Genomic DNA, 24611 nt, shown 5'->3' on the forward strand with positions numbered 1-24611 from the left:
AGTGCGCGGGGCGGACAGAAAGAGGTGTTACTCGTAGCGGCGAGCGGCTACGTCGGAGGCCAACCGCAGGGCGTCGATGACCGGGGCCTTGTCTGCACCGACTTGGCCGCGGACGGCGTCGACGAGGTAGTCCTCGATGATGTCCATGTCCAGGTCGGCGACACGGGAGAAGCTGTCAGCCTGCTGGATGCAGTTGGGGTAGAGCGGGATGGGGAAGCCAGCCACGGCATCGGCCTGCAGGTAGCCGAAGATGGCCTGGGCTTCCTTGTCCTGACGGGACATGACATCCACCGTCCAGATCGGATCACCGGAGTACGGCCCGAAGCGGACGAAGTACATCGAGCCGATGTTGAACTTCGGCTTTTCGCCCGTGGACACGTCCTCGATGTCCCTCGTGTACTCGTCCCAGAGGTACACCTGGTCCAGCATCTCGGTGGGGACCTTGGCGAAACAGGCGGCACCGTTGTCGAACACGCCGGATAGTGAGATCGCCAGCCGGTAGTACTCCAGGACTTGGGTCTTCTTCGCCAGTCCGACCAGCCACACCTTGCGGCGGTCCTCGCGCTGGATGCGCTCGATGGCCTTGTAGATCAACTCGCCCATCTTGACGAACAGATCACGATGGAAGATCTTGCTGCGGAGCAGGCCGTCGCGGACGATCAGGGTGTCCACTGCGTAGTCGCGATGGCAGATCAGGTCGTACAGCGTGGCCCACTCACAGAGGTCTCGGAAGACCTGCACCCAGCTGGCGGACTTGCCGGACATCATCGGCGAGAGATCCTGGAGCCTCGCGACACCAAGGCCGTGCATCATCCTGCCGAGGGCGGTCCGCGGGCTGCCGTCTTCGTGGAACTGCCGGCGGCTGAGGGCGTCGATATCGGAGATCGGGGAGACGACCTCCATGCACAGCTCCTTGCCGCTGGAGTCGACGACCCGGACAACCTGGAGGTAGAAGGGGTTGAAGGCTACCTGGTTGTTGCCGCCGTCGGAGGACATCAGTGCGACCGACGTCGCTGTCCGCGGCCTGATCACCCGGACCTCGGAGCGGATGGCATGGGCCTGCTCGACCAGCTTGTCCAGCTCCGCGCGGCCGGCTTCGACCTGGTCGCCGATCAGCTGCTTGAGCTCCTTGATCTGGTCCGCGTCGAACATGACTCTCCCCACACCACGCTCGGGCCGTCACAGACGAGTGATTCACTCCTCTGGCCCCACAGCATGACACGGTGCACTGACAATCCGTTATGGAGTTGTGGAAAGTAACCGGGTTACTCGGTCAGCGAGGCAGGCCGATCAGCTCCGCGATCATGTCGATCTCCTCAACAGCGTTGCCGGCCTTACCGAACTGTTCGGCTTGGCGGGTCTTCCTGGAGGGGATGCCAGCTTGGCGGACTTCCTTTACGACCCATCCGGCCTTAGCTTCCTTCACGGAGGCCAGCAGCATGTGCTCCGGGTTGGTCAGGGCGGAAGGCAGGGCGCCGAAGCGGATCGCCAGCCGAGCGCCCGGCCGGCAGCGGCGGGCGGTGGCGGCCCACACCTCAGCGAGTGCCTGGATGAATGCTTCCTGGTTCGGCTGGCGTGCGATCTGCCCATGCGAGCCGTACGGGACTTCTTCAGGTCCACCGAGGAACCACGAGCGCAGCCACTGGTCGGCCACGTAGGTCCGCATGCCGTAGTACGGGGGGGATGTGACCACCAGGTCGAACTTCTGCCGCAGGCCGTTGAGCGCCTGGACGGAGTCGCCGAGGTAGACACGGCCACCATGGGCGAGCGGAGCCGCGTCCAACAGGCGCTTGGCCCGCCGCTCGATGACCTCCAGAGTCGGAATGCGCACCGGTTCCATGTCTCGCGTCTTCCAGAACTTCACCGCGTAGGCGGGCTTGGAAGCATAGGTGCGCGGCATCTGGTTAGACAGGTACGACGGGAGGTACTTGTTGCGGGGGCCATGCAGGATGCCGAGCAGAATTGCCCGCAGCATGACTGCCGTCGGAGTGCTCATGCCCAGCAGGGCCTCGCGCAGCGTCACCAGCTCACGCAGGGTCTCCTGCTCGAAGCACCACTGCCAGAACTCGCCCTCAGGCACAGCACCTCGCGCACTGCCGCCCAGGATCTCCTGGGCAAGGCGGACTACCGCACCGGGGGTGATCCGGGTGAGTTTGGCTTGGGCAATGGCCGCGGCCACGGGGTTGATGTCGATTCCGACCGAGGGCAGGCCGGCCAGCCGGGCAGCGTAGAGGGTGGTACCTCGCCCACAGAACGGGTCCAGCACTCGGGTGGCATCAGGGCGCGCGGCAAGCTGCTGAAGTGGGAAGTCCAGCGGAAACATCGTGTAGTACGGGCAGACGGCGTTCAGGCGCAGCGCATCTTCAGGCCAACTGGGGGCAGGGGATGCTGCGGTTGCCGTCATGGGTGTAACTATACAGGTATAGTTACACCCATGTCACGAAGAAGCCTAGATCCTGCCGCTCAGCGCCGCGGGCAGACTCTGGCCTCTCGCTTGACTCAGGCCCGCCGGGCTTCCGGTCGCTCGGCCGAGGTCGTTGCTCGCGGTGCTGGCATCTCGGTCGAGACCATTCGCAGCATTGAGAAGGGCCGCACGTCTACGCCAGAGTTCTTCACCGTTGGAGCCCTGGCCACGGAGCTGGGACTCTCCCTCGACGAGCTGTACACCTTCGCCTGCGCACCTACTGACGATGGCCTCCGTTCGGCATGTACCCCCTCCATCGACGGTGCCGCTGCCGTGCCCTCTTCGGACTGACTGCCCGGACTGCCTGGAGTCATGTGCCTCCCGGCGGCTGATGCCTCGACAGCGGCAGAAGGTCGGGTCGACTTACAGGTGCAGTGCGATGCCGCGCTGTGCGGCGAAGCAGTCGAGCAGGTCGAGCGGCAGGGTGGCATCCACAGTTCCGGCGGTGTGGCCGGACGGGTTGCGGAAGGACACCTGGCCGTCCCGGTGACCGGTGACGAGCACGAGGTGCCCTCCGCGGCCAGGTGTGGGCAGGTCGGGCCGGCGGATCTCCTTGTGGACGGAGGCGATCACCAGGCGTCCCTGGTCGAGCTCGGTGACCAGCCGGTCGGGGGTGAGGTCGGTGATGATCTCCGACTGGAGCCCGTGAGCGGCGAGGGCGTACTCGGTGAACGGCCGGTAGTAGAGGCCGCCGACGCCGCCGTCCTCCCGCTCGACGTAGCCGCCGTAGGCGAGGCACCCGTTCAGGAGGTCGAAGAGGGTGGGTGCCTGGCCGTCGCGGGCAAACAGGGCCATCCTCAGGCAGGCCATACCGCAGATGCGGGTGCACCAGTGGCCGTAGGCGGCCTTGTCGGGGGCCCCGCTGGTCTGCCAGTTGTCGTCGTCTCCGGGCGGGTGGCCTTCGTAGGCGATGGCGTTGATCAGGCCCGGGGTGGCGTACTGGGTGATCAGTGGGATCGGGTGGCGCTTGGGCTGGTCAGGCAAGAGCTGCTTCCTTCGCTGTCGGTGGGGTGGCCACGAGGCGGTGGAAGGCGTCCAGGTCCACCGAACCGCCGGAGATGATCACACCGACCGGTCCGGCCGGCAGGTCGAGACCGGCCAGGGCCGCGAGCGCGACGGCCCCCGACGGCTCGGCGACGACCTTGAGGTACTTGAACGCCCAGCCCATAGCCTGCACGATCTGGGTATCCGTCACAGTCACAACACCGTGCAGCAGTTGGCGGTTGATCTCCCAAGGCAGCGGTGCTGGGCTGGTGTGCCGCAGCCCGTCGGCGATGGTGTCCGGAACGGCCGCCAGCTCGGCGAGCTGGCCGGCCCGCAGGGAGGCGGCGGTGTCGTCGGCGGCCTGGGGCTCGACCCCGATGACCTTGATGTTCGGGTTGATGTGCTTGGCCGCGACGGCAGTGCCCGCCGCCAGTCCGCCTCCGCCAACCGGCACGAGGATCGCCGTCAACACCGGAGCCTGCCAGAGCAGTTCCAGTGCGGCGGTGCCCGCTCCGGCCATCACCGCCTGGGAGTTGGCGGAGGGGAGGACGGTGAAGCCGCGGTCGGCGGCCAGGCGCTCGACGATCGCGTCGCGGTCCTCGCGCTGGCGGTGGTGGGTGACGATGTCGGCGCCGAGCGCGAGGGCGCCGTCCACCTTGCCCTGCGGGATGTCGTGCGGGACGACCACCGTGACCGGCACCCCAAGCAGGCGGCCTGCCAGCGCGAGGGCCTGGGCGTGGTTGCCGGAGGAGGCGCCGATCACGCCGCGCTGGCGGCCACCCGGGCTGAGGGCAACGACGGCGTTGTAGGCGCCACGAAACTTGAACGAGCCGGTCCGCTGCAGGGCTTCGACCTTGCAGATCACGCTCCGTCCGGCGATCTCGTCCAGCGCGGGGTGGGAGAGTGCGGGGGTGGAGACGGAGACTCCGCGTAGTCTGCGCTGGGCGTCGTAGACGTCGGCCGCTGCCAGCGGAAGGGCGGCGCTCACGGCCGGTACCCGTCGGTGTGGACACTGGCCAGCACGGTGCGGATCAAGTCGTCATAGCTGATCCCGGAGGCCTTGGCCATGGTGGCGAGGTTGCCGCCCGGGGACAGGCCGGGCAGCGTGTTGAGCTCCAGCCAGTACACGTCGCCGGCCTCGCTGACGAGGAAGTCCGAGCGCGAGTAGCCCGCGCAGTTCAGCACCTGGTGGGCCCGGACGGCCGAGTGGGAGATGGTGGCCAGGGCGGCATCCGAGAGCTTGGCCGGGCAGCGGTAACGGTGGCCGGCAGGGTTGCGCTTGGCCTTGTAGTCGTAGAAGTCGGCGGTGGTGGGGACGGTCTCCAGCGGTGGGAGCGTCATCAGAGCGCCGTCCTTCTCCAGGACGCCGCAGGTGACCGCGGTGCCCTCCTTGAAGGGCTCGATGAACCACTCGCCGCCGCGGGTGTCGTGGGTGAGCGTGGTGGCGAGCGAGTTCAGGTCCCGGAACACACGCATGCCGATCGAGCCGCCCTCCGAGGCGGGCTTGAGGATGACGGGCAGGCCGAGTTCGGCCACGCAGTCCTGGGCGGCCTCCAGCGGGTCCCCATGGCCTCGCAGCGGGATGTGCGGCAGGACGGTGACCCCACCGGCGAGGACCAGTGTCTTCGCGGTCGGCTTGTGCATCGCCATCGCGCTGGCCAGTACCCCGGAGCCGGTGTAGGGCACGCTGAGGCTGTCGAGGAGGCCCTGGAGCTTGCCGTCCTCGGCCCACTGGCCGGCGATGGCGAGGAAGGCCACGTCCGTCTCGCGGACGCGGTCGGTGAAGTCCTTGTCGGTCGGGTCGAGCACGACGTGCGCCAGGTGCTGGCGGACCAGCGACTCACGGACGGCCTCGCCGGTGATCAGCGAGCGGTCGCGCTCACCGGAACGGCCGCCGGTGACGAGTGCGATACGACGTTCAGCAGACATGCCCATCTTCCTTTTTGTCACAGTCTGGTTCGGAATGCGTGGTACTTCGGGCAAGGGTCCGGGGAGCCGATAGCGTCGATGGAAGGACGCCCCGAGTCGGGGCGGGTGTCGATGGATCGGAGCCACCGTGGTCCCCATGACCTTGCAAGAGATCGCCGAGGCCGTCGGGGGCGCCCTGCACGACGCCCCGGACCCGGACGCGCTCGTGGACCGGCCCGGCGTCATCGACTCCCGGATGGTGGAGCCAGGAGCGCTGTTCATCGCGCTGCCCGGTGAGCACACCGACGGGCACCGCTTCGCCGAGGCCGCCGTGGCCGCGGGTGCGGTGGCGGTGCTGGCGGCCCGGCCTGTCGGGGTGCCAGCGATCGTGGTGCCGGACGTGCAGGACGCGATGGGCGCGCTGGCCCGCGCGGTGCTGGAGCGGCTGAACGCGCCGACGGTGATCGGCCTGACCGGCTCGGCTGGGAAGACCAGCACCAAGGACCTGCTCGCCCAGGTGCTGCAGACCATGGACACCACGGTGGCCACGCCGCTGTCGTTCAACGGCGAGATCGGCCTGCCGCTGACCGTCTTCCGGGCGGACGAGAGCACCCGCCTGCTGGTCCTGGAGATGGGCTCGCGCGGTGCCGGGCACATCAAGTACCTGACCGGCATCGTCCCGCCGAAGGTGGGCCTGGTGCTGAACGTCGGGACCGCGCACATGGGCGAGTTCGGGGGCGGGAAGGAATCGATCGCCGCCGCGAAGGGCGAACTCGTCGAGGCGCTTCCCGCCGACGGCCTCGCGGTGCTGAACGCCGACGACCCGTACGTGATGTCGATGGCGCCGCGGACGCTCGCACCGGTCCTCACCTTCGGCCGGCAGGTCGGGGACGTGCGGGCCATCGACGTTGCGCTGGATGCCGCGGGCCGCCCATCGTTCACCCTGACCCACCAGGGCGAACAGGCACGCGTGACGCTCGGGCTGCACGGTGCCCACCACGTCGCCAACGCGGCGGCCGCCGCTGCCGTGGCGATCGGCCTCGGTGCGAGCGTGCGGCAGGCGGCCGAGGCGCTGAGCGGCGCCCAGCAGCTGACGCCGGGGCGGATGGACGTCACCGAGCGCCCGGACGGGGTGACGGTGATCAACGACGCGTTCAACGCGAACCCCGATTCGATGGCAGTGGCCCTGGCCGCGCTGGCCGCCATGGCGGCCAGCGGGCGAAGGGCAGTTGCGGTCCTGGGCGAAATGCGTGAGCTGGGCGAGGAATCGAACGCCCACCACGCGGAGCTGGGCCGAGTGGTGGCCCGGGCCGGTGTCACGGACCTCATCGTGGTCGGCGGAGCGGAAGCCGCCCTGGTGTGCGCGAGCGCGGTCGAGGGCGGAGTGACGGCCACCTTGGTGCCGGACCGGGACGCCGCCCTCGACCTGCTGCTGACCTGCCTCCGCGCCGGAGACGTGGTGCTGATCAAGGGCTCCCACAGCGTCGGGCTGGAGGACACCGCGATGCGGCTCGCCAAACCCGACGCCGTGGACATCACGCTCTAACTACGCGGCCGGTGCGGCCACCGGAGCGTCGGCCAGCCTCAGCAGGACGGCCCTGCCGACGCGGCTGGCTGTCCCGGTGCCCATCGTCACCACGAGGTCGCCGGGCCCGGCCATCTCGGCGACCAGGTCTTCGATCTCGCGGTCGTCACCGGCGGTGTGGGCCCGGCCGCCCAGCTCGGCCACCTTGGCGGCGATCGGCGCGGTACTGACCCCGGTGAGCGGAGACTCGACCGTGGCGTGCACGTCGAGGAGTACGACCTCGTCGGCGGCGGCGAGGCGGCGGCCCATCTCCTCGCCGAGGGCGGCGGTGCGGGTCCAGCCGGTGGGCTCGAACACGGCGATCACCCGGCCCTCGGTGAGCATCCGGGCGGTGGTCAGGTCGGCGGCGATCTCACTCGGGTGGTGAGCGTAGGAGTCCAGCACCGTCACCCCGCCGTGCCGACCGGTAGTGGTGAGCCTGCGCTGGACGCCCTGGAAGGCGTTGATGCCGTCCACCAGGTCGGCGGGCTCGGCTCCGAGCGTGCGGCCGGCGGCGAACGCGGCGGCGGCGTTCATCGCGTTGTGGCGGCCGGGGACGGCCAGGATGAACTGGTACCAGGCCCCGTCCGTGTCCTGCACGGTGACGTGGCTGGCCTCCCCGTCCCACAGGACGCGCATCACGCGCACGTCCGCGTCCCGGCTCTCGCCCACGGTCACGACGCGCGGGCCGGGGGCGAGCTGCAGGCGCTCAGCCAGCAGCCGGGCGCCGTGGTCGTCGGCGGAGACGACCAGGATGGAGCTATTGCGGGCCAGGCGCTCGATGGTGTCGAGGACGTCGTTCAGGTCGACGTACTGCTCGGGGTGGTCGTCGTCCACGTTGAGGACGATGGCGACCCGCGGGTGGTAGCGGCCCGCGGTGCGGTCGCTTTCGTCCGCCTCGGCGATCAGGAGGCCGCCGGTGCCGTGGTGGGCGTTGGGGCGACCGACGGGGGTGCCACCGATGGCGTACGACGGGTCGAGGTGGCCCAGCGCGGCGCTGAGGATGCCGGTGGTCATGGTCTTGCCGTGGGTGCCGGCGACGGCGACGGACTGCTCGGCGCTGGCGATCAGGTGGGCCAGCACGTCCGAGCGGTGCACGACCGGGATGCCGGAGCGGCGGGCGGCGGCGACCTCGGGGTTGCTCGGCGTCACCGCGCTGGACCACACCAGGATGGTGGCGTCGGCGGGCAGGTTGGCGGCGGTGTGGCCGACGAAGACCCGGGCTCCGGTGTCCTCCAGCGCACGCAGGGCGGCGGTGTCGCTCGTGTCCGAGCCGGAGACGCGGCTGCCGCTCTCCAGCAGCAGGCGGGCCACGGCCGACATACCGGCGCCGCCGATGCCCACGAAGTGCGGGCGGGAGAGGTCGAGGGGTCCGTCGTGGACAGGGACGATCACGTTCCTGGTTTCCATGTCGTTGCACTCCGATCGGGTCCGGCCCCGATCAAGGGGCCTTCCTGTGCGATGGGTGGTACTGGTGACGCGCCCGCCGACCGGTGGACGGCGGGAGCCCAAGGGGCTATGCGAGCGGCTCGCTGTCGGGCACGTAGCTGGCGGCCCGTTCGGCGCCGAGGTGGCCGGGGTCGGCCTGGTTGTGCACGGCGATGCCAAGCAGACCGATCACGGCCGCGTGGCCCAGTGCCCAGAGCGCACCGAGCACCGTTCCGACGGGGTCGTGGTGCTTGCCCCGCTGGCGACTGGCGGACTCGGGCACGGCGAACTCCTCGCGTTGGGGCGGCAGATGGAAAGTTCTTGCAGTTCGGACGCTTGAGGTGCACGGCCGATGGGGTAACGACAGCCGCAGACGGGGTCGTGACGGGATGGTGAGTTAAGGTCACTCACGGTTCATTCATCACTCACCTGGGGGCGGGGCGGATGGAGACGCAGGCCGACGACGACGTGGTCGACCCGGCGGCGGAAGCGTTCGCTGCCGAGGTCGCCCACTGGCGGGAAGTGCGTGGGCTGTCCAAGCGCGCGCTGGCCCGTCAGATGGGTTTCGACCCCTCCTACGTCAGCCACGTGGAGTCCGGCCGCCACAAGCCGACGGAGGACTTCGCCCGCCGGGCCGACGAGGCACTGAACGCGGGCAAGGCCATCTGGAGGCGCTGGACCGAATACGAGGGGGCCCGCGCGAGGAGCCGGCCGCAGGCGGGGCCGGCCGTTCCGCGTCGGCCCGAGCAGCCGTACGCTTCCGGTTCCGCGATCCTGGTCGAGCACGACGAGGCCGTTCTCGAATTCGACGGCAAGACCTACCGGCTGACGATGCGCCGAAGGCTGAGGAACACCGGGACTGAGCCGATCACGCGCTACCTGATCCGCATCGCCGTCGACCGCTACCCGGGCGAGCCTGAGCGGTCCAACGCGCACTACCGCGAACACCCGCTCACCTGGACCGAGTTGAACCTCACGTCCTCATGTCAGGGCGAGGAGATGCGGTGGCAAGCCAAGCACGACCGGGACGCCTTCAAGGAGGTCTGGCTCCTGTTCGACAACGAACAGGGACGCTTCCCGCTGTATCCGGGTGAGGCGACCTGGATCGAGTACGCCTACTCGGTGGGCGCCGACAATTGGGGCCGCTGGTTCCAGCGCGCCGTACGGCTGCCCACCGAGCACCTCACAGTCCGCCTCGACTTCCCTGCTGACCTCGACCCGGTCGTGTGGGGCACCGAGACATCGATGACCGCCGAGGCCGCCCCGCTTCGAACCGCCGTCGACCGGCACAATGTTGGCGACCGCCGGCGCTTCGCCTGGGCCACCGACGACCCGCCGCTGCACGCACGCTTCCGCCTCGAATGGCGCTTCCGCGCCAGTCCCGACCAGCAGCAGACCAAGGAGACCAGGTGATCGAGGTGCGGCCCAGCCAGCAGATGCAGTCCCTCGGCGTCGTCCAGCAGGGAACCCCCATCCTCAACCGCCAAGCGGAGCCGTTCGATCTGCCAGCCGAGGGCGCCTCCGCTCAGACGGTGATCGACGAACTGTTCGCCGCCATCGACCGGATCGGCCGCGTCCACTCCTTCGCCAAGGGCATGGGCCTCGCCGCCCCGCAGATCGGCATCCCCCGCGCCGTCGCAATCGTGCTGCGGCCCACCCCCGGCGCGGAGCCGATCATCCTGCTCAATCCCAAGGTCACCGCCGTCTCCGACGAGACCGACGAGCAGTACGAGGGCTGCCTCAGCTTCTTCGACATCCGCGGCATGGTCCCCCGGCCCCTGCGGATGGACGTCACCTCCACAGCCCTCGACGGCACCGTGACCACGGTGCCCTACGAGTTCGGCCTCGCACGACTGATCGCGCACGAGATCGACCACCTCAACGGCATGCTCTACACCGACCGGATGCGCTCCGGCATCCAGCCGATCCCGGTCGAGGAATACCGAGGCACCGGCTCCACCTGGAACTACTAAGGCCCCAGCACAACCCGTCCAGGCAGGCTGGGGTCGCTCGTGGAAACGCGACCCCAGCCTGCCTGGAAAGGCTCAGGCCGTACTGGCGGCAGGAAGCTCGAATCCGCTTCGCGCGTACCGCACCAGCCATCCCCGCGGAGTTAGAGAGATTGTCTTCCGGCGCTTGTCCTCCTCGGAGGCCGAGCTGATCACCAGATTCGCCTCCTCAAGGTTCTTCACATGGGGGCGCATGGCTTGACTGGACTCGAAATCAAACTCGGAAAAGTCACCCGGAGAGCAGCTTCCTCCATTTCCAGCCAAGCGATCGAACACCTCCCACGCTCGCCCCCCTAGGCTCGTGTCGTCATTATGCCTGGCGGCCGTGGCGCGGACCCATTCATCAAAAACGACTGCAAATCTCTCCGACGAAAGCTCCGCCCCTTCCTCCTCGTACACCCAAAGTGAGAAGTCTTCGCTGTACGCCAAAGCGTTTCGAAGATTCCTGTTGAGAATGTCATACAGCTTCCGAAATGACTCCGGACCAACCGGCACCTTCACGTCGGCACCTTCGATCTGGTACGCCTGGATTCGACGCTGAATTACCTCGGAGATACTTCCGTCGTCAATCGGCAGCAGGTCAAGCGGCTCAGCGAGGCGACCTTCCATCCTGGGGGAAGAGGCACTGGTACGCACGATCCCTCGCGCACCACACAGGACCCACCGTAGCCCATGCTGGGCAAGGATTCCGTCTCGGATTGACTCCAGCTGAGTACGCGCCGCTTGGGACGTCTCTAGAAGTTCCAGATTATCCAGCACGCAGATGAAACCCCCAGACTCCGGCGCTGGGAAGCACTGCCTCAGATAGTCGTCGACGATCTGTTTGAAGCCCGCCTCGCTAAATCCGGAGGACGTATTTGCCGCAGTCCCCCGAGTTGCGGTGGCGCCAAAGCCTAGGACGGACCCACCTCCACCCCCGCTGGTAATGGTGGGAAAGGTGAGCCACTTCTCAAGATTTGAAATATTGGGGACGTCAACTCCGCCTTGCTTTAGCTCGTCATGGCGCTTCACCAATTCTGACGCAACCGAAAGCAAGACCCGCCGCTCAAGAGATTCAGCTTTATCCTCTGCGGAGAGCTGGAAAGGCTTGGGCAGGGGAATCAGGGCACAGCTTGTGCGGCCTTGCTTGAAGTCCTGATATAGGCGATAACCGACGATCGAGACAAGACTGGTCTTCCCAACCCCATTCTCTCCCTCGATCGTCGGATGCTTTCGAGTGGATGTGAGTCGCCGGGTTAGCTTCTCTGCCACCTTTCCCCGGCCTACGAAGAGGCTCTCGCCCTCCTCATTCGCCGGCACTGGATCTGTCGCGTAGGGACTTTGCCGGAACCCCAGTTCTGCCCACATCTGATCTCTCCCACTGCAAAGTGCGGGAGCCCCTGACTACTGGGGCCCTTGCCCTGTCGCCGACTATCCGTGCGAACAGAGCGTAGTCCGATGGCGGCGGCGTTGGCGCCCAGACAGCCCGAGTCCGCGGCCGCAGCGTTGATGTCGGCTGCGGGCAGAACCCAGAGGGTCGCCCATGCGCTAGCCGGCGAGCCGTATCGGCACAGTCGCCACGATGGATCACGGTGCCACCGGATCCGGCGGGGGCGGGGTCCGGAGGAGCCCCCGCCGGGGCTTCCGCGCGGCTGGAAGCCAAGCTCGTCCAGCGGAAGGGCACTGTGGCCGCCGTCCGGCCGGGCGTAGCGGAGCGGGCGCGGCACTGCCGGATCGGCCGAAGGCCGATGGGGAGGCCCACCAGCGTGATCTCGCCCACACTGATAGTGTTCTGCCACTTCGTTATGCGACACACTGAGGCTGCACCCTAGGACGCGACAGCTTCAGATGGCGGCGCCGAAGTGAGACACGATTGCTGTGGGACACGGCATGTGCCGCGATACCCGCCGTGGTCATCCCGGCGTCCGAGCGGGCCCTCGCCCGGCCGGCCCGCCGGATCCGACGGATCGCCCAGCGGCCCCGTCGCCTCCCCATCCGCACCAGTCGGCCGAGCGAACTGCCGCTGTCGAACACGGGCTTGAGCACTGCATCCATGGTTCTCTCTCCTTGGATCGATTCAGGTGTCGACCGGGCCGGGCGGAGCGGCGTCCACCGTGCGCCCTCCGCACACTGCGTCCGGTGCCGATCGACTTTTTTGACGAGGCGTCACATTTGCTGTGTGAAGCGAGAGGTGAGCCCCACCACCACCGGGACCACACCCAGCAGGACGAAGGCCGGGAGGAAGCAGAGCCCGAGCGGCACGGTGGCCAGCACGCCGGCCCGGCGGACCCGCGTGTGCGCCGCCCGTACGGCCTCCGCTCGTTGGCCGCCCGCCAGTCCGGTGAGCGCCTCGGCCGCCGGGGTCCCGCTGAGGCTCGTCCGGACCAGGCAGCGGGCCAGCGGTGCCAATCGCGGATGCTCCTCGCCCAGTCGGCGCCAGCAGTGTTCCGGCGGCGCGCCCAGGGCGAGTTCCGCCGCCGCTGCCATCAGCCGGGGACCCATCGGGGCTCCCACGCTCCGGCCGACCGCTGCGACGGCCTCCGCCGGCGAGCCCGCCGAGCCGAGGCAGGCCGCCAACAGCTCCGCGGTGAGTGGCAGCTGTCGGACCAGCCGTTGTTCGTCCGACAGGGCTCGCCGCTCCGCCGGGGACCGGGCCCGCGGCAGCCGCCGGTACAACCCCACCGCCACCAGTAGACCCACCACCGGGCCTGCCCCACCGCCGAGGAACGCCGCTGCACCGATCCCCGCAGAGAGCGCCGCGACCCCCCGCCGAGCCCGCTCCGCCACGGCGGCTCCCCTGTTGGCGGGCTCCGCCCGAACACCGCCCGGCCACCGGCGGGCCGGGGCGTCTCCGGCCCTTGGCGGCCCCGCTGTCGGTGCCCTGGCCGTTCGCCACTTCGCCGCCCGCCGCCGGGCCGTCCTTCGGACACGCCACCCGCTCAGCGGCAGCGCACCCGCCGCCATGGCCGGGCCCAGGACGGTCCAGTCCATCGCCCGCATCACGCCGACCTCACCTTCCCTGCGAACGATCCGCTCGACCGTCCCTCCCGAGGGCGGGTCCGGGTGATCCCGCACCGCCGGCCGGACCCGGGCTCCGGGCGGCCCTCGGCCGTCCGGCCGCGGAACGGACCCGTTTCCCGGGCGTCCTCCGACGCCGACCGGACGATGCGCGACGTCCAGGCCAGGCCGATCGCTTCCAGTGCCGCCCCCGCGACCAGGCAGGCCAGCCCGGCGGGTGTGTGGAGCAGGACGTCCACCGGTCGGGCGCCGATGGCCGCGCCGAGCAACAGCCCCACGAGCGGCAACCCGGCCAGGACCGCGACCGTGGCGCGCGGCGCCGCCAGCTCGGCGGCGATCTCCTCGGACAGCGCCCGTTCGACGCGCAGTGCCTCGGCCACCCCGTCCAGACCGGCCGCCAGGCCCGTTCCACCGTCGGAGGCCACCCGCCAGCAGGCGGCGATCGCAGCCGCTCCACGGCCTCCCGGCAACTCGGCGAGCAGCAGGAGTGCGGCGGGCACATCCGCGCCGTACCGGCCGGCCGCGAGCCGGGCGACCGGCTCCGCCCCGAGCCGGCCCAGCTCCGCCCGGTCGGCGGCGATCCGCGTGGTCACCACGTGCAGCGCCTGTTCGGGCGTCGCTCCGCTGCGCAACTCACCCGCCAGTCCGGCACAGAGCTCCACCACCGCGGCCGCCCGGCGTCCGGCCCCGGCCGCCGCCGCACGCCGCAGCCGCCACCTCCGCAGCGGCAGGGCGGCCAGTGCGGCGGCCAGGGCCGGAACGGGCGAGACCGTCACCCATCCGGCCGCCAGTCCACCGGGCAGGAGCAGCAGTTCGGGTGCACCCCTGGCGGCCCGCCAGGACGCGCCCACCCGGCTGCCGAACGGCCCGGCTCCACGCCGCCGGGGCCTACGCCCCCGCCCGTGACCGGCGGATCCCCGGGATCCGCCGGCCTCGCCGGACTCACCGGCCCGGCCGGCGAGCAGGTGCCCGGCCCGCCGGACACCCGCCAACTGCCGCTGCAGGCACCACCGGCCGGCCGCCGCCGCCCCGCAGAGGGCCGCCGCCCAACAGAGTTCGACCCGGTCAACCGCCACGTCCGCCACCAGCCTCTCGCCGAGTTCTCCCGTTCCAGGGACCGAGCAACAGCACCGCGCCCACCCCGCACCCACCCAGCAGCAGGACGAACGCCACCTGCACCGAGGCCGCCGTCACGGCGGCCCGCCCGCGAGCCGAACCCCCCGGTCGGCCAGCAACCGGGTCAACCGCTCCCAGCCGGCCCCCGGCACCGCGCCGCCGTCAGCCGTGAACGTCACCGCGGGGGTGGTGACGGCCAGTCCCTGCCGGTCGCCGGCCAAGGTGTGGATCTCAGCGATCCGTCGCCTCCCGGTGGCCGGCTCCCGCACGAGGTGCACCACCACGTCCAGCGCCGCGCGGAGTTGGCTGTGCACGGCCGCCCGGTCCAGCCCGGCCAGCGAACCGAGCGCCTCCAGCCGGACCGGGACGTCCGCCGCGGTGTTGGCGTGGACGGTCCCGGTGCCGCCATCGTGGCCGGTGTTGAGGGCGGCCAGGAGATCCGACACCTCGGCCCCGCGCACCTCCCCGACCACCAGCCGGTCGGGCCGCATCCGCAGTGCCTGGCGGACCAGGTCCCGAAGGGTCAGCTCGCCCAGCCCCTCCTGGTTCGGCGGGCGACTCTGCAGCCGGACCACGTGCGGGTGGTCCGGACGCAGCTCGGCGGAGTCCTCGGCGATGACGATCCGCTCCTCCGGACCGACCAGACCCAGCAACGCCGCCAGCAGCGTGGTCTTCCCCGTGCCGGTGCCGCCGCTGACCAGCATCGAGAGCCGGGCCCGCACGAGGCCCGCGAGCAGCTCCGCGCCGCTCGGCGGCACGGCCCCGCCGGTCACCAGCTCGTCGAGGGTGAAGGGCCTGGGGCGGCAGACCCGCAGCGAGATGTGGGTGCAGCCGGCCGCGATCGGCGGCAGCACCGCGTGCAGCCTGGTGCCGTCCGGCAGCCTGGCGTCCACCCAGGGCCGTGCGTCGTCGAGCCGCCGTCCGGCCGCCGTGGCCAGGCGGTGGGCCAGCCGCCGCACCGCACCGGCGTCCGCGAAACGGACGCCGGTCGCCCGGCGCAGGACCCCGCCGCGGTCGACCCAGACCTCGTCCGGTCCGTTGACGAGGACGTCCGTGACGTCGGGCGCCGCCAGCAGCCGGTCCAGCGGGCCCGCACCCACCAGTTCGGCGCACAGCGAGCGCACGGTGTCGAGGACGTCGTCGCCGCCGAGCGGCGGCCGGGTGGCGCGCAGCGCGGCCGCGACGGCACCGGCCGTCGGGGCGGCCCCGGACTCGGCCAGCCGCAGCCGGACGGCGTCGACCAGCGCCGCCGCCCGTGCCTCCCGGGCCGTCCGTCCGTAGGGGTTCGGCTCGGGCGGCGGCCCGAGCGCGGGCACGCGCCCTGCGACGGGCACGCTCCGGAGCGACCGCTGTTCGTACGCGCCGACGCGGCGGCCCGCGACGCCGTCCGAGCCTCCCGCTCTCCGCAGACGGACCATCAGTACACACCTCCCCCGACCGCCGGAACCGGCGGCAGCACCTCGTCCAGAAAGGTCTCGCAGAAGCGGGCGAGCGGGCCGCTCTCCCGGATGCCCGGCGGCACGCCCTGCTCGGTGTCGGCGGCCAGGCCGGGCTCCGGCTCCAGCACGCCGGCGAGCTGCAGCCGCAGTCCCTGCGCGATCTTCCGGGCCGGGATGCCGAAGGGCCCCACGGGCCGCACCACGACCCTGACGTCCTCGATCCGCATCCGGGCGGACGCGCAGACCCGGTCGGAGGCCGCCACCGCGCGCAGCTCGGCCGGCACCACCAACAGGGCCGTGTCGGACTGCTCCAACGCCTGCCCGGCCGCCGGGTCGAGCCGCCGGGGCACGTCGACCACCACCAGACCACCGCGGCGGCGGGCGGCGGCCAGCACGCTGCGCATGGCCTCGGGGGGCACGGCCAGCGTGTCGCTCCGGTCCCAGGACAGGCAGGACAGCGCGGTGAGCCGCTTGGGCGCGGGCAGCGCCCGGGTCAGCTCGGCGCCGCTCACCCGGCCGCGTGAGGCGGCCAGGTCCGGCCATCGCAGGCCGGCGGCCGTCTCGCTGCCGAGCAGGAGGTCGAGCCCGCCCCCCAACGGATCGCCGTCGACGAGGACGGTCCGCCGTCCGCGGCGGGCGGCGGTCACGGCGAGCGCGCACGCCAGGGTGGACGCGCCCGCGCCTCCCCTCCCGCCGAGCACCGCGACGGTGAGCGCAGGGGTGCCGACGCCCTCCACGGCGTCGGCGATCCGATCGAGCAGCCAGGCCTCCGCGTCGGGCAGGAAGAGCACGTGCTCGGCGCCGAGTTGGACGGCTCTGACCCAGACCCCCGGGTCGTCGAGGTCCAGCCCCAGCAGCAGCACCCCGGCCCGACGGGGCAGACCGGCGCACTGCTCGGCCCGGTCGTCGCCGACCAGGACCAGCGACGATCCCTCCCAGAGCTCGCGCGGCGGCGACGTTCCCCGGAGCAGCCGCGGTTCGGTGCCGGCCGCCGCGCAGATCCGCAGCAGGTGCTCGGCCAGGCCGGGGTCCCCGGTGAGGACGAGCGGTCGGGTGGGCGCCGGACCGTTGGCGGTGGCGTGGTCGGTGGTGGGCTTCGACATGGCGGCTCCCCTGTGCGGGTGCCCGGCCGCACGGGGCGGGCCGGGCACACGTCCGGTCGGTGCGACATCCGGCCGCGGGCCCGCAGCACGGACCCGGCGACCGCTGCCGACCCTCACGGTGGGCGGTGATCCGGATTCCGTCCGCCGGGTTCCGATTCCCTGTGGACAACTCGGGGGTTGTGGAGGAAAACGTTCACTCGGAAGGGGGGCTATTGAGCAAAGAATTGACGAAACGGGCTCACCGAGAAGAACCGGTATAGACCGCACCAAGGGGAAGCAACCGCTCCGGGCGCTGCTGCGGGAGCCGCCTCGACCGGCCATTCCGCGCGTTCGAGGGGCTGAGGGCAGCCATGATCAATGATCTACGGAGAGTGACCAAATCGCCCGAAGGGGCCCGTCGTCGACACCCCCCGTAGATGTCCGCCGGGCCGGCGGGCCGATTCCCCGACAGTAGCCGTTCAAGCCCTGAAAATGGCCCCGGACGTGCGACGACCCCCGCCGGGGGGGAGAGCGGGGGTCGTCTATCCACGGCCCGACTCGGGGGGGAGGAGCCGGACCGGGTTAGCACGGTCGCGAACGATCCGTGACTTCCATGGTGTACCCGAGCGGCCAGAAACACAAACCCGCACGCCCACGAGTACACCGAATGGCGGGCCGTTTTGTGGTGCCCTCTATCCTCGGTTCCCGTGGACACCACCGAGAACGCCGACGAGTACGCCGACGAGTCCCCGGACTCCACCGCCGGAGCCGCCGAAGCCCCGGGGAGCGACGGAGCGGCCGGGGCAGCCGGGGCGCCCGGGTCGGACGCGACACCCCTGACCGGCCCGCCGGCCGCCCCGGCGCGTCCGGCGGGCCCGCGGACCGCGGCCTTCTTCGATCTCGACAAGACCATCATCGCCAAGTCGAGCGCCCTCGCGTTCAGCCGCCCCTTCTACCAGGGTGGCCTGATCAACCGTCGGGCCGTCCTGCGAAGTGCGTACGCCCAGTTCGTCTTCCTGGTGGGCGGCGCGGACCACGACCAGATGGAGAAGATGCGCGAGTACCTCTCCGCACTCACCCGGGGCTGGAACGTTCAGCAGGTCCGCGAGATCGTCGCCGAGACCCTGCACAACCTGATCGACCCGATCATCTACGACGAGGCCGCCTCACTCATCGAGCAGCACCACGCGGCCGGTCGCGACGTCGTCATCGTCAGCAGCTCCGGCTCCGAGGTCGTCGAGCCGATCGGTGCGCTGCTCGGCGCCGACCACGTGATCGCCACCCGGCTGAAGATCGAGGACGGCTGCTACACCGGCGAGATCGAGTACTACGCCTACGCCGAGAACAAGGCCGCCGCCATCCGGGAGTTGGCCGAGCGCGAGGGCTACGACCTCGCCGAGTGCTACGCCTACAGCGACTCGTCGACCGACCTGCCGCTGCTCGAGGCGGTCGGCCACCCCTCGGCGGTCAACCCGGACCGCGCGCTGCGCAAGGAGGCGGTCGCCCGGGAGTGGCCGGTGCTGGTCTTCGACCGGCCGGTGGAACTCCGGCGTCGGCTCCCGGAGTTCTCGGCGCCGAGCGGCTCGGTGCTGACCGCGGTGGCGATCGGCACGGCGGTGCTCACGGCCGGGGTGATCTGGTACGTGGCGCGACGGCGGCGCCCGACGGCCTGACCCCTGCGGGAAGCACCGGGCACCCACCGTCGAGCCGAGGGGCAAAACGGGCAAAAGCCGAAGACTTCTCGTTTCGGGTTCCCCTTTCGCCCGAAACGCGATACAAATGAAGCACGGCCCGCGAGACCCGGTCAGGACCCCTAAGAGGTCAAACCGACAACGCAGTTCAGGCCCCACGGACCGCGTACAGATGACTGAGCACCCACATGCAGCCGACCCGCTGTCGGGCCGCCGCACCAGACGAACGGGCAGGATCCCCGTCTGATGGGCACTTCCGGTGCATGCATGGTCACCCGGCATCTGTGCCAGCGGCGGCACCCGGCAGGATCAGGTGCCGCCGCATCTTTTCGTCCCGGCGCCTCCCGGCCCGGGACCCCCGGCCGCCCCCCCCTCGACCGCCCTTGACGCCGGTCGGACCGCGCGTCCGGTCAGACCATGCCGCGCTGCATCGCCTCGCAGACCGCCGTGGACTCCCGAACCCCGAGCCGCAGGGCCCGGCCGCAGTGGCCGATCCAGGCGGCCAGCCCCTCCGGCGTCCCCGCCAGGTAGCCGGCCAGCGCCCGCCGGTAGGCGTCGGTCCCCAGCTCCGCCAGGCCGACCTCGGCCGGGCAGATCGACTTCGGGTCGAGCCCCTCGGCGATCAGCACGATCCGCTGGGCGGCCCGGGCGATCAGGCCGTTGTGGGAGCCGAACGGCCGCAGCGCCAGGAGCTCGCCGTGCACCACCGAGGCGACCACCAGGGCCGGTGTGCCGACGCCCTGCCCCTCCGCACGGGCCACCAGCAGCCGGGAGAGCTGGTCGAGCCTGGCGGCGACCTCCTCCGAACCCGGCGCCGGGGGCAGCACGGGCACCGGCCCGTCCACCGCACCCGGCACCGCGGACTCGACGCCCTCCACCGGCTTCAGTTCCAGCGGGAACGGATCGTCGGCACCCTCGCCCGCCTGGCGCGGCCGCCCCGCGGGGGCGTCGGAGTCCCCCACCGCGAGCAGGTGCAGCCGGGCCAGCACCTGGAGCGGCGAGTGCCGCCAGACGCTGAGCAGCTGGCCGGCCTCGGCCGAGATCCGCAGAGCGGCGCCGACCGCCCGGGCCTCGGGGTCGGCGCCGAAGTCGCTGCGTCGCCGGACCTCCTCCAGCGGCCAGTCCGCCCCCGCCAGCGCGGCGGAGGCCCGGGCGCCCCGCAGGGCGGACTCCGAGGTGACCTCGGCCGCGCGGCGGCGCATCACCCGGTGGCCGTAGAGGCGGTCGACGGCCTTGCGCACCTCGGCCACCGCGTCGGGCACCCCGGGGAGCTGGGCCAGCGGGGCGAGGGGATCTGTTCCAGTGCTCACCTACCCGAGGGTAATGAACCGGGGCCACTCCCGGAACGGCAACCTCGCATCACCCTTTAGAGGCAATCCTCACTTCCCTCCGGCGAACCACCCGAAACCCCGGATAGCATGGCCACTATCGGAAGCGATAACGATTTCCAGTTCCGGAGATCGTCGACCCCGGCCGCGGAGCGGACGAGCGACCGCGGCGGGCCCCAGAGCGAGCGAGAGCCGGAGTCCCAGATGAAGATCGCCTTCGTCGGCAAGGGCGGCAGCGGCAAGACCACGCTGTCCGCACTGTTCATCCGCCACCTGGCCGCCTCGGGCCGCCCGGTCATCGCCGTCGACGCCGACATCAACCAACACCTCGGCCCCGCGCTCGGCCTGACGGATGCGCAGGCCGCCGAACTGCCCTCACTCGGGGCCCACCTGCCCGACATCAAGGAGTACCTGCGCGGCTCCAACCCGCTGATCCGGTCCTCCGAGGAGATGATCAAGACGACCCCGCCCGGACGGGGTTCGCGCCTGCTCCGGATCGTCGAGGAGAACCCGGTGTACGCGGCCTGCGCCCGCCCGATCGCGCTCGACGAGGGCTCGGTGCGACTGCTGGCGACCGGCGCGTTCACCGAGGAGGACCTCGGGGTGGCCTGCTACCACTCCAAGGTCGGCGCGGTCGAGCTGCTGCTCAACCACCTGGTCGACGGCCCGGACGAGTACGTCGTGACCGACATGACCGCGGGCTCCGACTCGTTCGCCTCGGGCCTGTTCACCCGTTTCGACCTGACCTTCCTGGTCGCGGAACCGACCCGCAAGGGTGTCTCGGTCTACCGCCAGTACCGCGACTACGCGCGCGACTTCGGCGTGCGACTGCGCGTGGTGGGCAACAAGGTGCAGGGGCCCGAGGACCTGGAGTTCCTCCGCCGCGAGGTCGGCGACGACCTGCTGACCGCCTTCGGGCAATCCGACTGGGTGCGCCGGCTGGAACAGGGCGCCAACCCGCAGCTGCGGGCCCTGGAGCCGGCCAACCGCGCCGTGCTGGACGAACTGCGCGCGGAGGTGGACACCACGTACGGGCAACGGGACGCCCGCCGCTACACCGAGCAGGCCGTCCTCTTCCACCTCCGCAACGCCGAGAGCTGGGCCAACGCCAAGGTCGGCATCGACCTCGCCACCCAGGTGGACCGGAGCTTCGTGCTCGGCGACCGGCTCGCCGCGGCCGACGAACCCGCCGCAGCCGGCGCTCCGGCCTGACCGGCGGCGGCCCTCCGCCGCCCCGACGCCACCGACGGGCCGCGGCCTCCCCACCCCGGGAGGCCGCGGCCCGTCCGGCTCCCCGGCCCGAATCACCGGCCCCCGGCCCCGGCCCCGTCGACAGCGGTCCCGAGCGCCCGACGCTGCCGCAGGGCACTCCCACCAGCAGATTCCCGTCCGTTCGACCACCACCCAATGGGGTGAACGGCACGGTTATTGCCTGTCACCCGGGATGACGCTGTGCAAAGATCCCATTACCCTCGGTTTACCGAGTCTTGATACTCACCTCGGTCCCGACGGCCTCTCCGAGGCATGGCTCCTCCCATCGCCCCGGGCGAGCAGCCGTCGGGGCTCCTGATGGTCCACGGTCCGGCCGGTGACACCCGCACTCCCCGCCGCGACCACGCCATCCCGCCACGCCGTCGCGACCCACGACAGCCGATCCGACCCGCCGGGCCCGTCACCGGGCTCACCGCACCGCCGGACCTGACTGCGTTCGTTCCCCCGGAAAGACGGGAAGACTATGACCCTCGACATCTCCGGCGCACCCATCGCCTCCGACACCACCGACCACGCCCCGCCGGGCAGACGTCCCCGTGCCCCCTGGGCACCGGACCTCTCCGCCTCCCTCGTGGTCTTCCTGATCGCCGTGCCGTTCTCGCTCGGCATCGCCCTGGCCACCGGCGCCCCGCTCACCTCCGGCCTCGCCGCGGCAGCGGTCGGCGGGATCGTGGTCGGCCTGTTCGGCGGCACCCCGCTCCAGGTGAGCGGCCCCTCCGCCGCGCTGACCGTGATCACCGCCGGACTGATCTCCCAGTACGGCTGGCAGGCCACCTGCGCCATCACCCTCGCCGCCGGCCTGCTGCAACTCCTGCTCGGGGTCAGGAGGGTGGCGCGCACCGCGCTCGCCGTCTCTCCCGCCATCGTGCACGGGATGCTGGCCGGCGTCGGCCTGACCATCGCCATCGCGCAGCTGCACGTCGTCCTCGGCGGCTCTCCGCAGAGCTCGGCGACGGCCAACCTGCTCGCCCTTCCCGGCCAGTTGGCGGTCCCGCATCCGGCCGCCCTGGCCGTCGGCACCGTCACCGCGGTCGTCCTGCTCGGCTGGCCCCGGCTGAACCGGCTCCCCGGCCGGGCCGGCGTGTTCGGGTCCCGGCTCGTCAGGGTGCCCGGACCGCTGGCCGCCGTCGCCTTCGCCACCACGCTCTCCGTCGCGCTGGACCTCCGGCTCGCCCGGGTCGAGCTCCCCGCCTGGCAACCGCACGACCTGGTTCCCGACCTGCCCCACGGACCGCTCCCCGCCGTCCTGGCCGCCGTGCTGACCGTCACCGCCGTGGCGAGCGTCGAATCACTGCTCTCGGCCGTCGCCGTCGACCGGATGTCCCACCGGACCGGGGACCTCGACCGCGAGCTGCGCGGCCAGGGCCTCGCCAACATGGTGAGCGGACTGGTCGGCGGTCTGCCGATCGCCGGCGGAGCGGTGCGCAGCACGGCCAACGTCCGCGCCGGGGCCACGAGCCGTCGGTCCTCGATCCTGCACGGAGTCTGGGTGCTGGCGGCGGCGCTGGCCCTCACCGGCGGGCTGCGCCGGATCCCGCTCTCCGCGCTCGCCGCCCTGGTGCTCGTGGTCGGCCTGCAGATGGTGAGCTTCGCGCACATCCGCAAGGTCCACCGGCACCGGGAGTTCCCGGTCTACCTCGCCACCGTGGCGGGCGTGGTGCTGCTCGGCGTCCTGCCGGGCGTGGCGCTGGGAGCCGCGACCGCCGTCCTGCTCGCCCTCTACCGGCTGACCCGCGCCCACGTGGACGTCCTGACCGGTCCCGACGGCTCGTTCACCGTGGAGACGCACGGTCCGCTCACCTTCACCGCCGTGCCGCGGCTCAGCCGGTCCCTCGCCGGGATCCCGGCCGGCGCCGATGTCGCGGTCGTCCACGACGGCTCCTTCCTCGACCACGCCGCGTACGAGACCCTGCACAGCTGGCGCACCGGGTACCAGGCCGGCGGCGGCCGCGTCTCGATGGTGACCCACCGCCAGGACGACGAGGTCCTCGATCCCGACGGCACCGTCCGTACCGGCAGCTCTCCCGGCCCGCACCGCTGCCGCGCCTGGACGCCCTGGGTCGGCCACCACTGCGTCGAACAGCAGGAGGACCCGCACGGACGACTGCTGGACGGGGTCCGGGTGTTCCAGCTGCACACCGCCCCGCTGGTCCGGCCCGAACTGGCCCGGCTCGCCCGGGAGGGACAGACGCCGTCCCAGCTCTTCCTGACCTGCGCGGACTCGCGGATGGTCACCAGCATGATCACCAACAGCGGCCCCGGCGACCTCTTCACCGTCCGCAACGTCGGCAACCTGGTGCCGGCGCCGTTCGAGCCGGGGGCGGCCGACGACTCGGTGGCGGCGGCGGTGCAGTACGCCGTCGAGGTCCTGGAGGTCGGTTCGATCACGGTCTGCGGCCATTCGGGCTGCGGGGCGATGAAGGCGCTGCTGGACGGGCTGCACGAACAACCGGGCCCGCCGACCCCGCTGGCCCGGTGGCTGCGCAACGGCCGCGGCTCCCTGGACCGGCTGCGACGGGTCCCGGCCGAGTTCACGGCCCGGCCGGTGGTCGACCTGGTCGAGCAGCTCTGCATCACCAACGTGGTCCAGCAGCTGGACCAGTTGCTGGCCAACCCCGCCGTGGAGCGACGAGTGGCCGAGGGCACGCTGCGGCTGGTCGGGATGTACTTCGACTTCGCCACGGCGCAGGCCTACGTGCTCGATCGCGAGAGCGGCCGGTTCAGCCCGGTCGAGGCACTGGGCGCACCGGGCGAGACCACCCCCCGTGCTCACACCCACGCCCCTGCGGCCGCCGTCATGGCCGCCACAGCGGTCGCGTCCGCCGCGTCCACTTCGGCCGCCGACTGCGACACGCCCGAACGGGTGAAGGAATTCGAAGAGGTCCCACCCTCCGGTACGGACCCCTCCGACGCGACCAGGACCGGGGGCGGTCCGGGCCTGGCCGCCTGAGAGCCGGGCCCGCGTCCCGCCGGGCGGGCCAGGACGCGGGCCCACCTCCGCCACACCCTCCAGAGGCGCCCCTGCCTCGGGCGACCGTTCGACGTCCGGTCAAAGGTCTACACCAATTCACCGGAGCCTCTTGTCAAGTGACCTCTTCGCCTGGTGAGCTGTGCGCTGGGACACACGGGACAATCCCCACGCACGGGAACGATCCCGATCATGACTCGATGAGGAGTGCGCGTTGAGCAACGAGAGCCTGGCCAACCTGCTCAAGGAGGAACGGCGCTTCGCCCCGCCGGCAGAGCTCGCCGCAGCCGCCAACGTCACCGCGGCCGCATACGCTCAGGCCTCCGAGGACCGCCTCGGCTTCTGGGCCGAGCAGGCCCGC

General features: G+C 71.3%; 20 protein-coding genes. 7 read left to right on the top strand and 13 right to left on the bottom strand.

All coding sequences use genetic code 11. From position 1 onward, the window contains the following. Window positions 1-27: 27 nt before the first annotated feature. Window positions 28-1152: a hypothetical protein gene (locus PUR61_RS44770; protein WP_329885705.1), complete on the bottom strand. Its 1125-nt coding sequence runs from the start codon at window positions 1150-1152 to the stop codon at window positions 28-30. Window positions 1153-1273: 121 nt separating this feature from the next. Next, window positions 1274-2404 carry a site-specific DNA-methyltransferase gene (locus PUR61_RS44775; protein WP_329885706.1) on the bottom strand — a complete coding sequence of 377 codons (1131 nt, stop codon included), beginning with the start codon at window positions 2402-2404 and terminating at the stop codon, window positions 1274-1276. A 30-nt stretch (window positions 2405-2434) separates the two neighbouring features. Here PUR61_RS44775 and PUR61_RS44780 point away from each other — a divergent pair, with 30 nt between their 5' ends. Next, window positions 2435-2755, top strand: a complete 321-nt coding sequence (locus tag PUR61_RS44780; RefSeq protein WP_329885707.1) for a helix-turn-helix domain-containing protein — start codon at window positions 2435-2437, stop codon at window positions 2753-2755. A gap of 72 nt (window positions 2756-2827) precedes the next feature. Here PUR61_RS44780 and PUR61_RS44785 read toward each other — a convergent pair whose 3' ends face one another. From PUR61_RS44785 to PUR61_RS44795, 3 genes are read right to left on the bottom strand one after another with little or no spacing between them, the layout of a single operon-like run. Beyond that, window positions 2828-3448: a C39 family peptidase gene (locus tag PUR61_RS44785; RefSeq protein ID WP_329885708.1), complete on the bottom strand. Its 621-nt coding sequence runs from the start codon at window positions 3446-3448 to the stop codon at window positions 2828-2830. Then, a complete protein-coding gene (locus PUR61_RS44790; RefSeq protein ID WP_329885709.1) occupies window positions 3441-4436 on the bottom strand; it encodes a threonine ammonia-lyase in 996 nt (331 codons plus the stop codon). Before PUR61_RS44790 ends, PUR61_RS44785 begins: the two co-directional genes overlap by 8 nt. Further along, window positions 4433-5377, bottom strand: coding sequence for a D-alanine--D-alanine ligase family protein (locus PUR61_RS44795; protein WP_329885710.1), 945 nt, complete (start codon window positions 5375-5377; stop codon window positions 4433-4435). The genes PUR61_RS44790 and PUR61_RS44795 overlap by 4 nt, the downstream gene beginning before the upstream one ends. A gap of 127 nt (window positions 5378-5504) precedes the next feature. Between PUR61_RS44795 and PUR61_RS44800 the strand changes: the two genes are divergently transcribed. Continuing rightward, window positions 5505-6902 carry a UDP-N-acetylmuramoyl-tripeptide--D-alanyl-D-alanine ligase gene (locus PUR61_RS44800; protein ID WP_329885711.1) on the top strand — a complete coding sequence of 466 codons (1398 nt, stop codon included), beginning with the start codon at window positions 5505-5507 and terminating at the stop codon, window positions 6900-6902. Here the strand turns inward: PUR61_RS44800 and murC are convergent, their stop codons facing one another. Then, window positions 6903-8330 (bottom strand): UDP-N-acetylmuramate--L-alanine ligase, encoded by a 1428-nt coding sequence (gene murC / locus PUR61_RS44805; protein ID WP_329885712.1) that lies wholly within the window; start codon window positions 8328-8330, stop codon window positions 6903-6905. A 106-nt stretch (window positions 8331-8436) separates the two neighbouring features. After that, complete coding sequence (locus tag PUR61_RS44810) at window positions 8437-8631, bottom strand: hypothetical protein (RefSeq protein WP_329885713.1); 195 nt, start codon at window positions 8629-8631, stop codon at window positions 8437-8439. A gap of 161 nt (window positions 8632-8792) precedes the next feature. Here PUR61_RS44810 and PUR61_RS44815 point away from each other — a divergent pair, with 161 nt between their 5' ends. Together PUR61_RS44815 and PUR61_RS44820 are read left to right on the top strand one after the other, a co-directional pair. Next, a complete protein-coding gene (locus tag PUR61_RS44815) occupies window positions 8793-9761 on the top strand; it encodes a helix-turn-helix domain-containing protein (protein WP_329885714.1) in 969 nt (322 codons plus the stop codon). After that, the gene (locus PUR61_RS44820; protein WP_329885715.1) at window positions 9758-10321 is read left to right on the top strand and encodes a peptide deformylase; all 564 of its coding nucleotides are present in this window, start codon (window positions 9758-9760) and stop codon (window positions 10319-10321) included. Before PUR61_RS44815 ends, PUR61_RS44820 begins: the two co-directional genes overlap by 4 nt. A 72-nt stretch (window positions 10322-10393) precedes the next feature. Here PUR61_RS44820 and PUR61_RS44825 read toward each other — a convergent pair whose 3' ends face one another. The 5 genes from PUR61_RS44825 to ssd all read right to left on the bottom strand — a co-directional run bounded on the left by PUR61_RS44825 (window position 10394) and on the right by ssd (window position 17012). Further along, window positions 10394-11704 carry a hypothetical protein gene (locus tag PUR61_RS44825; RefSeq protein WP_329885716.1) on the bottom strand — a complete coding sequence of 437 codons (1311 nt, stop codon included), beginning with the start codon at window positions 11702-11704 and terminating at the stop codon, window positions 10394-10396. Window positions 11705-12502: 798 nt separating this feature from the next. Next, window positions 12503-13018 carry a type II secretion system F family protein gene (locus PUR61_RS44830; protein WP_329885717.1) on the bottom strand — a complete coding sequence of 172 codons (516 nt, stop codon included), beginning with the start codon at window positions 13016-13018 and terminating at the stop codon, window positions 12503-12505. Between the two features lie 317 nt (window positions 13019-13335). Further along, window positions 13336-14430 (bottom strand): type II secretion system F family protein, encoded by a 1095-nt coding sequence (locus PUR61_RS44835; protein ID WP_329885718.1) that lies wholly within the window; start codon window positions 14428-14430, stop codon window positions 13336-13338. Between the two features lie 114 nt (window positions 14431-14544). Further along, a complete protein-coding gene (locus tag PUR61_RS44840; protein WP_329885719.1) occupies window positions 14545-15888 on the bottom strand; it encodes a TadA family conjugal transfer-associated ATPase in 1344 nt (447 codons plus the stop codon). Beyond that, a complete protein-coding gene (gene ssd / locus PUR61_RS44845; protein WP_329885720.1) occupies window positions 15888-17012 on the bottom strand; it encodes a septum site-determining protein Ssd in 1125 nt (374 codons plus the stop codon). Before ssd ends, PUR61_RS44840 begins: the two co-directional genes overlap by 1 nt. A gap of 815 nt (window positions 17013-17827) precedes the next feature. Between ssd and PUR61_RS44850 the strand changes: the two genes are divergently transcribed. Further along, complete coding sequence (locus PUR61_RS44850; RefSeq protein ID WP_329885759.1) at window positions 17828-18664, top strand: HAD family hydrolase; 837 nt, start codon at window positions 17828-17830, stop codon at window positions 18662-18664. A gap of 428 nt (window positions 18665-19092) precedes the next feature. On the opposite strand, the gene PUR61_RS44855 is transcribed toward PUR61_RS44850, so the two are convergent. After that, on the bottom strand, window positions 19093-19992 hold the full coding sequence (locus tag PUR61_RS44855) for an oxidoreductase (RefSeq protein ID WP_329885721.1): 900 nt from the start codon (window positions 19990-19992) through the stop codon (window positions 19093-19095). Window positions 19993-20214: 222 nt separating this feature from the next. On the opposite strand from PUR61_RS44855, the gene PUR61_RS44860 reads away from it, so the two are divergent. Further along, window positions 20215-21222 (top strand): ATP-binding protein, encoded by a 1008-nt coding sequence (locus PUR61_RS44860; protein WP_329885722.1) that lies wholly within the window; start codon window positions 20215-20217, stop codon window positions 21220-21222. Between the two features lie 523 nt (window positions 21223-21745). After that, entirely contained in the window at window positions 21746-24232 is a 2487-nt protein-coding gene (locus PUR61_RS44865) for a bifunctional SulP family inorganic anion transporter/carbonic anhydrase (protein ID WP_329885723.1), read from the top strand. The last annotated feature ends 379 nt before the right edge of the window (window positions 24233-24611 follow it).

This window comes from Streptomyces sp. BE20, from assembly GCF_036322525.1.
GTDB lineage: Bacteria > Actinomycetota > Actinomycetes > Streptomycetales > Streptomycetaceae > Kitasatospora.

What these genes read in the sequence shown, in the direction of transcription:
- PUR61_RS44770 (WP_329885705.1), bottom strand. Translation starts at nt 1,152, where the DNA reads ATGTTCGACGCGGACCAGATCAAGGAGCTCAAGCAGCTGATCGGCGAC.
- PUR61_RS44775 (WP_329885706.1), bottom strand. Translation starts at nt 2,404, where the DNA reads ATGACGGCAACCGCAGCATCCCCTGCCCCCAGTTGGCCTGAAGATGCG.
- PUR61_RS44780 (WP_329885707.1), top strand. Translation starts at nt 2,435, where the DNA reads ATGTCACGAAGAAGCCTAGATCCTGCCGCTCAGCGCCGCGGGCAGACT.
- PUR61_RS44795 (WP_329885710.1), bottom strand. Translation starts at nt 5,377, where the DNA reads ATGTCTGCTGAACGTCGTATCGCACTCGTCACCGGCGGCCGTTCCGGT.
- murC (WP_329885712.1), bottom strand. Translation starts at nt 8,330, where the DNA reads ATGGAAACCAGGAACGTGATCGTCCCTGTCCACGACGGACCCCTCGAC.
- PUR61_RS44815 (WP_329885714.1), top strand. Translation starts at nt 8,793, where the DNA reads ATGGAGACGCAGGCCGACGACGACGTGGTCGACCCGGCGGCGGAAGCG.
- PUR61_RS44825 (WP_329885716.1), bottom strand. Translation starts at nt 11,704, where the DNA reads ATGTGGGCAGAACTGGGGTTCCGGCAAAGTCCCTACGCGACAGATCCA.
- PUR61_RS44840 (WP_329885719.1), bottom strand. Translation starts at nt 15,888, where the DNA reads ATGGTCCGTCTGCGGAGAGCGGGAGGCTCGGACGGCGTCGCGGGCCGC.
- ssd (WP_329885720.1), bottom strand. Translation starts at nt 17,012, where the DNA reads ATGTCGAAGCCCACCACCGACCACGCCACCGCCAACGGTCCGGCGCCC.
- PUR61_RS44860 (WP_329885722.1), top strand. Translation starts at nt 20,215, where the DNA reads ATGAAGATCGCCTTCGTCGGCAAGGGCGGCAGCGGCAAGACCACGCTG.
- PUR61_RS44865 (WP_329885723.1), top strand. Translation starts at nt 21,746, where the DNA reads ATGACCCTCGACATCTCCGGCGCACCCATCGCCTCCGACACCACCGAC.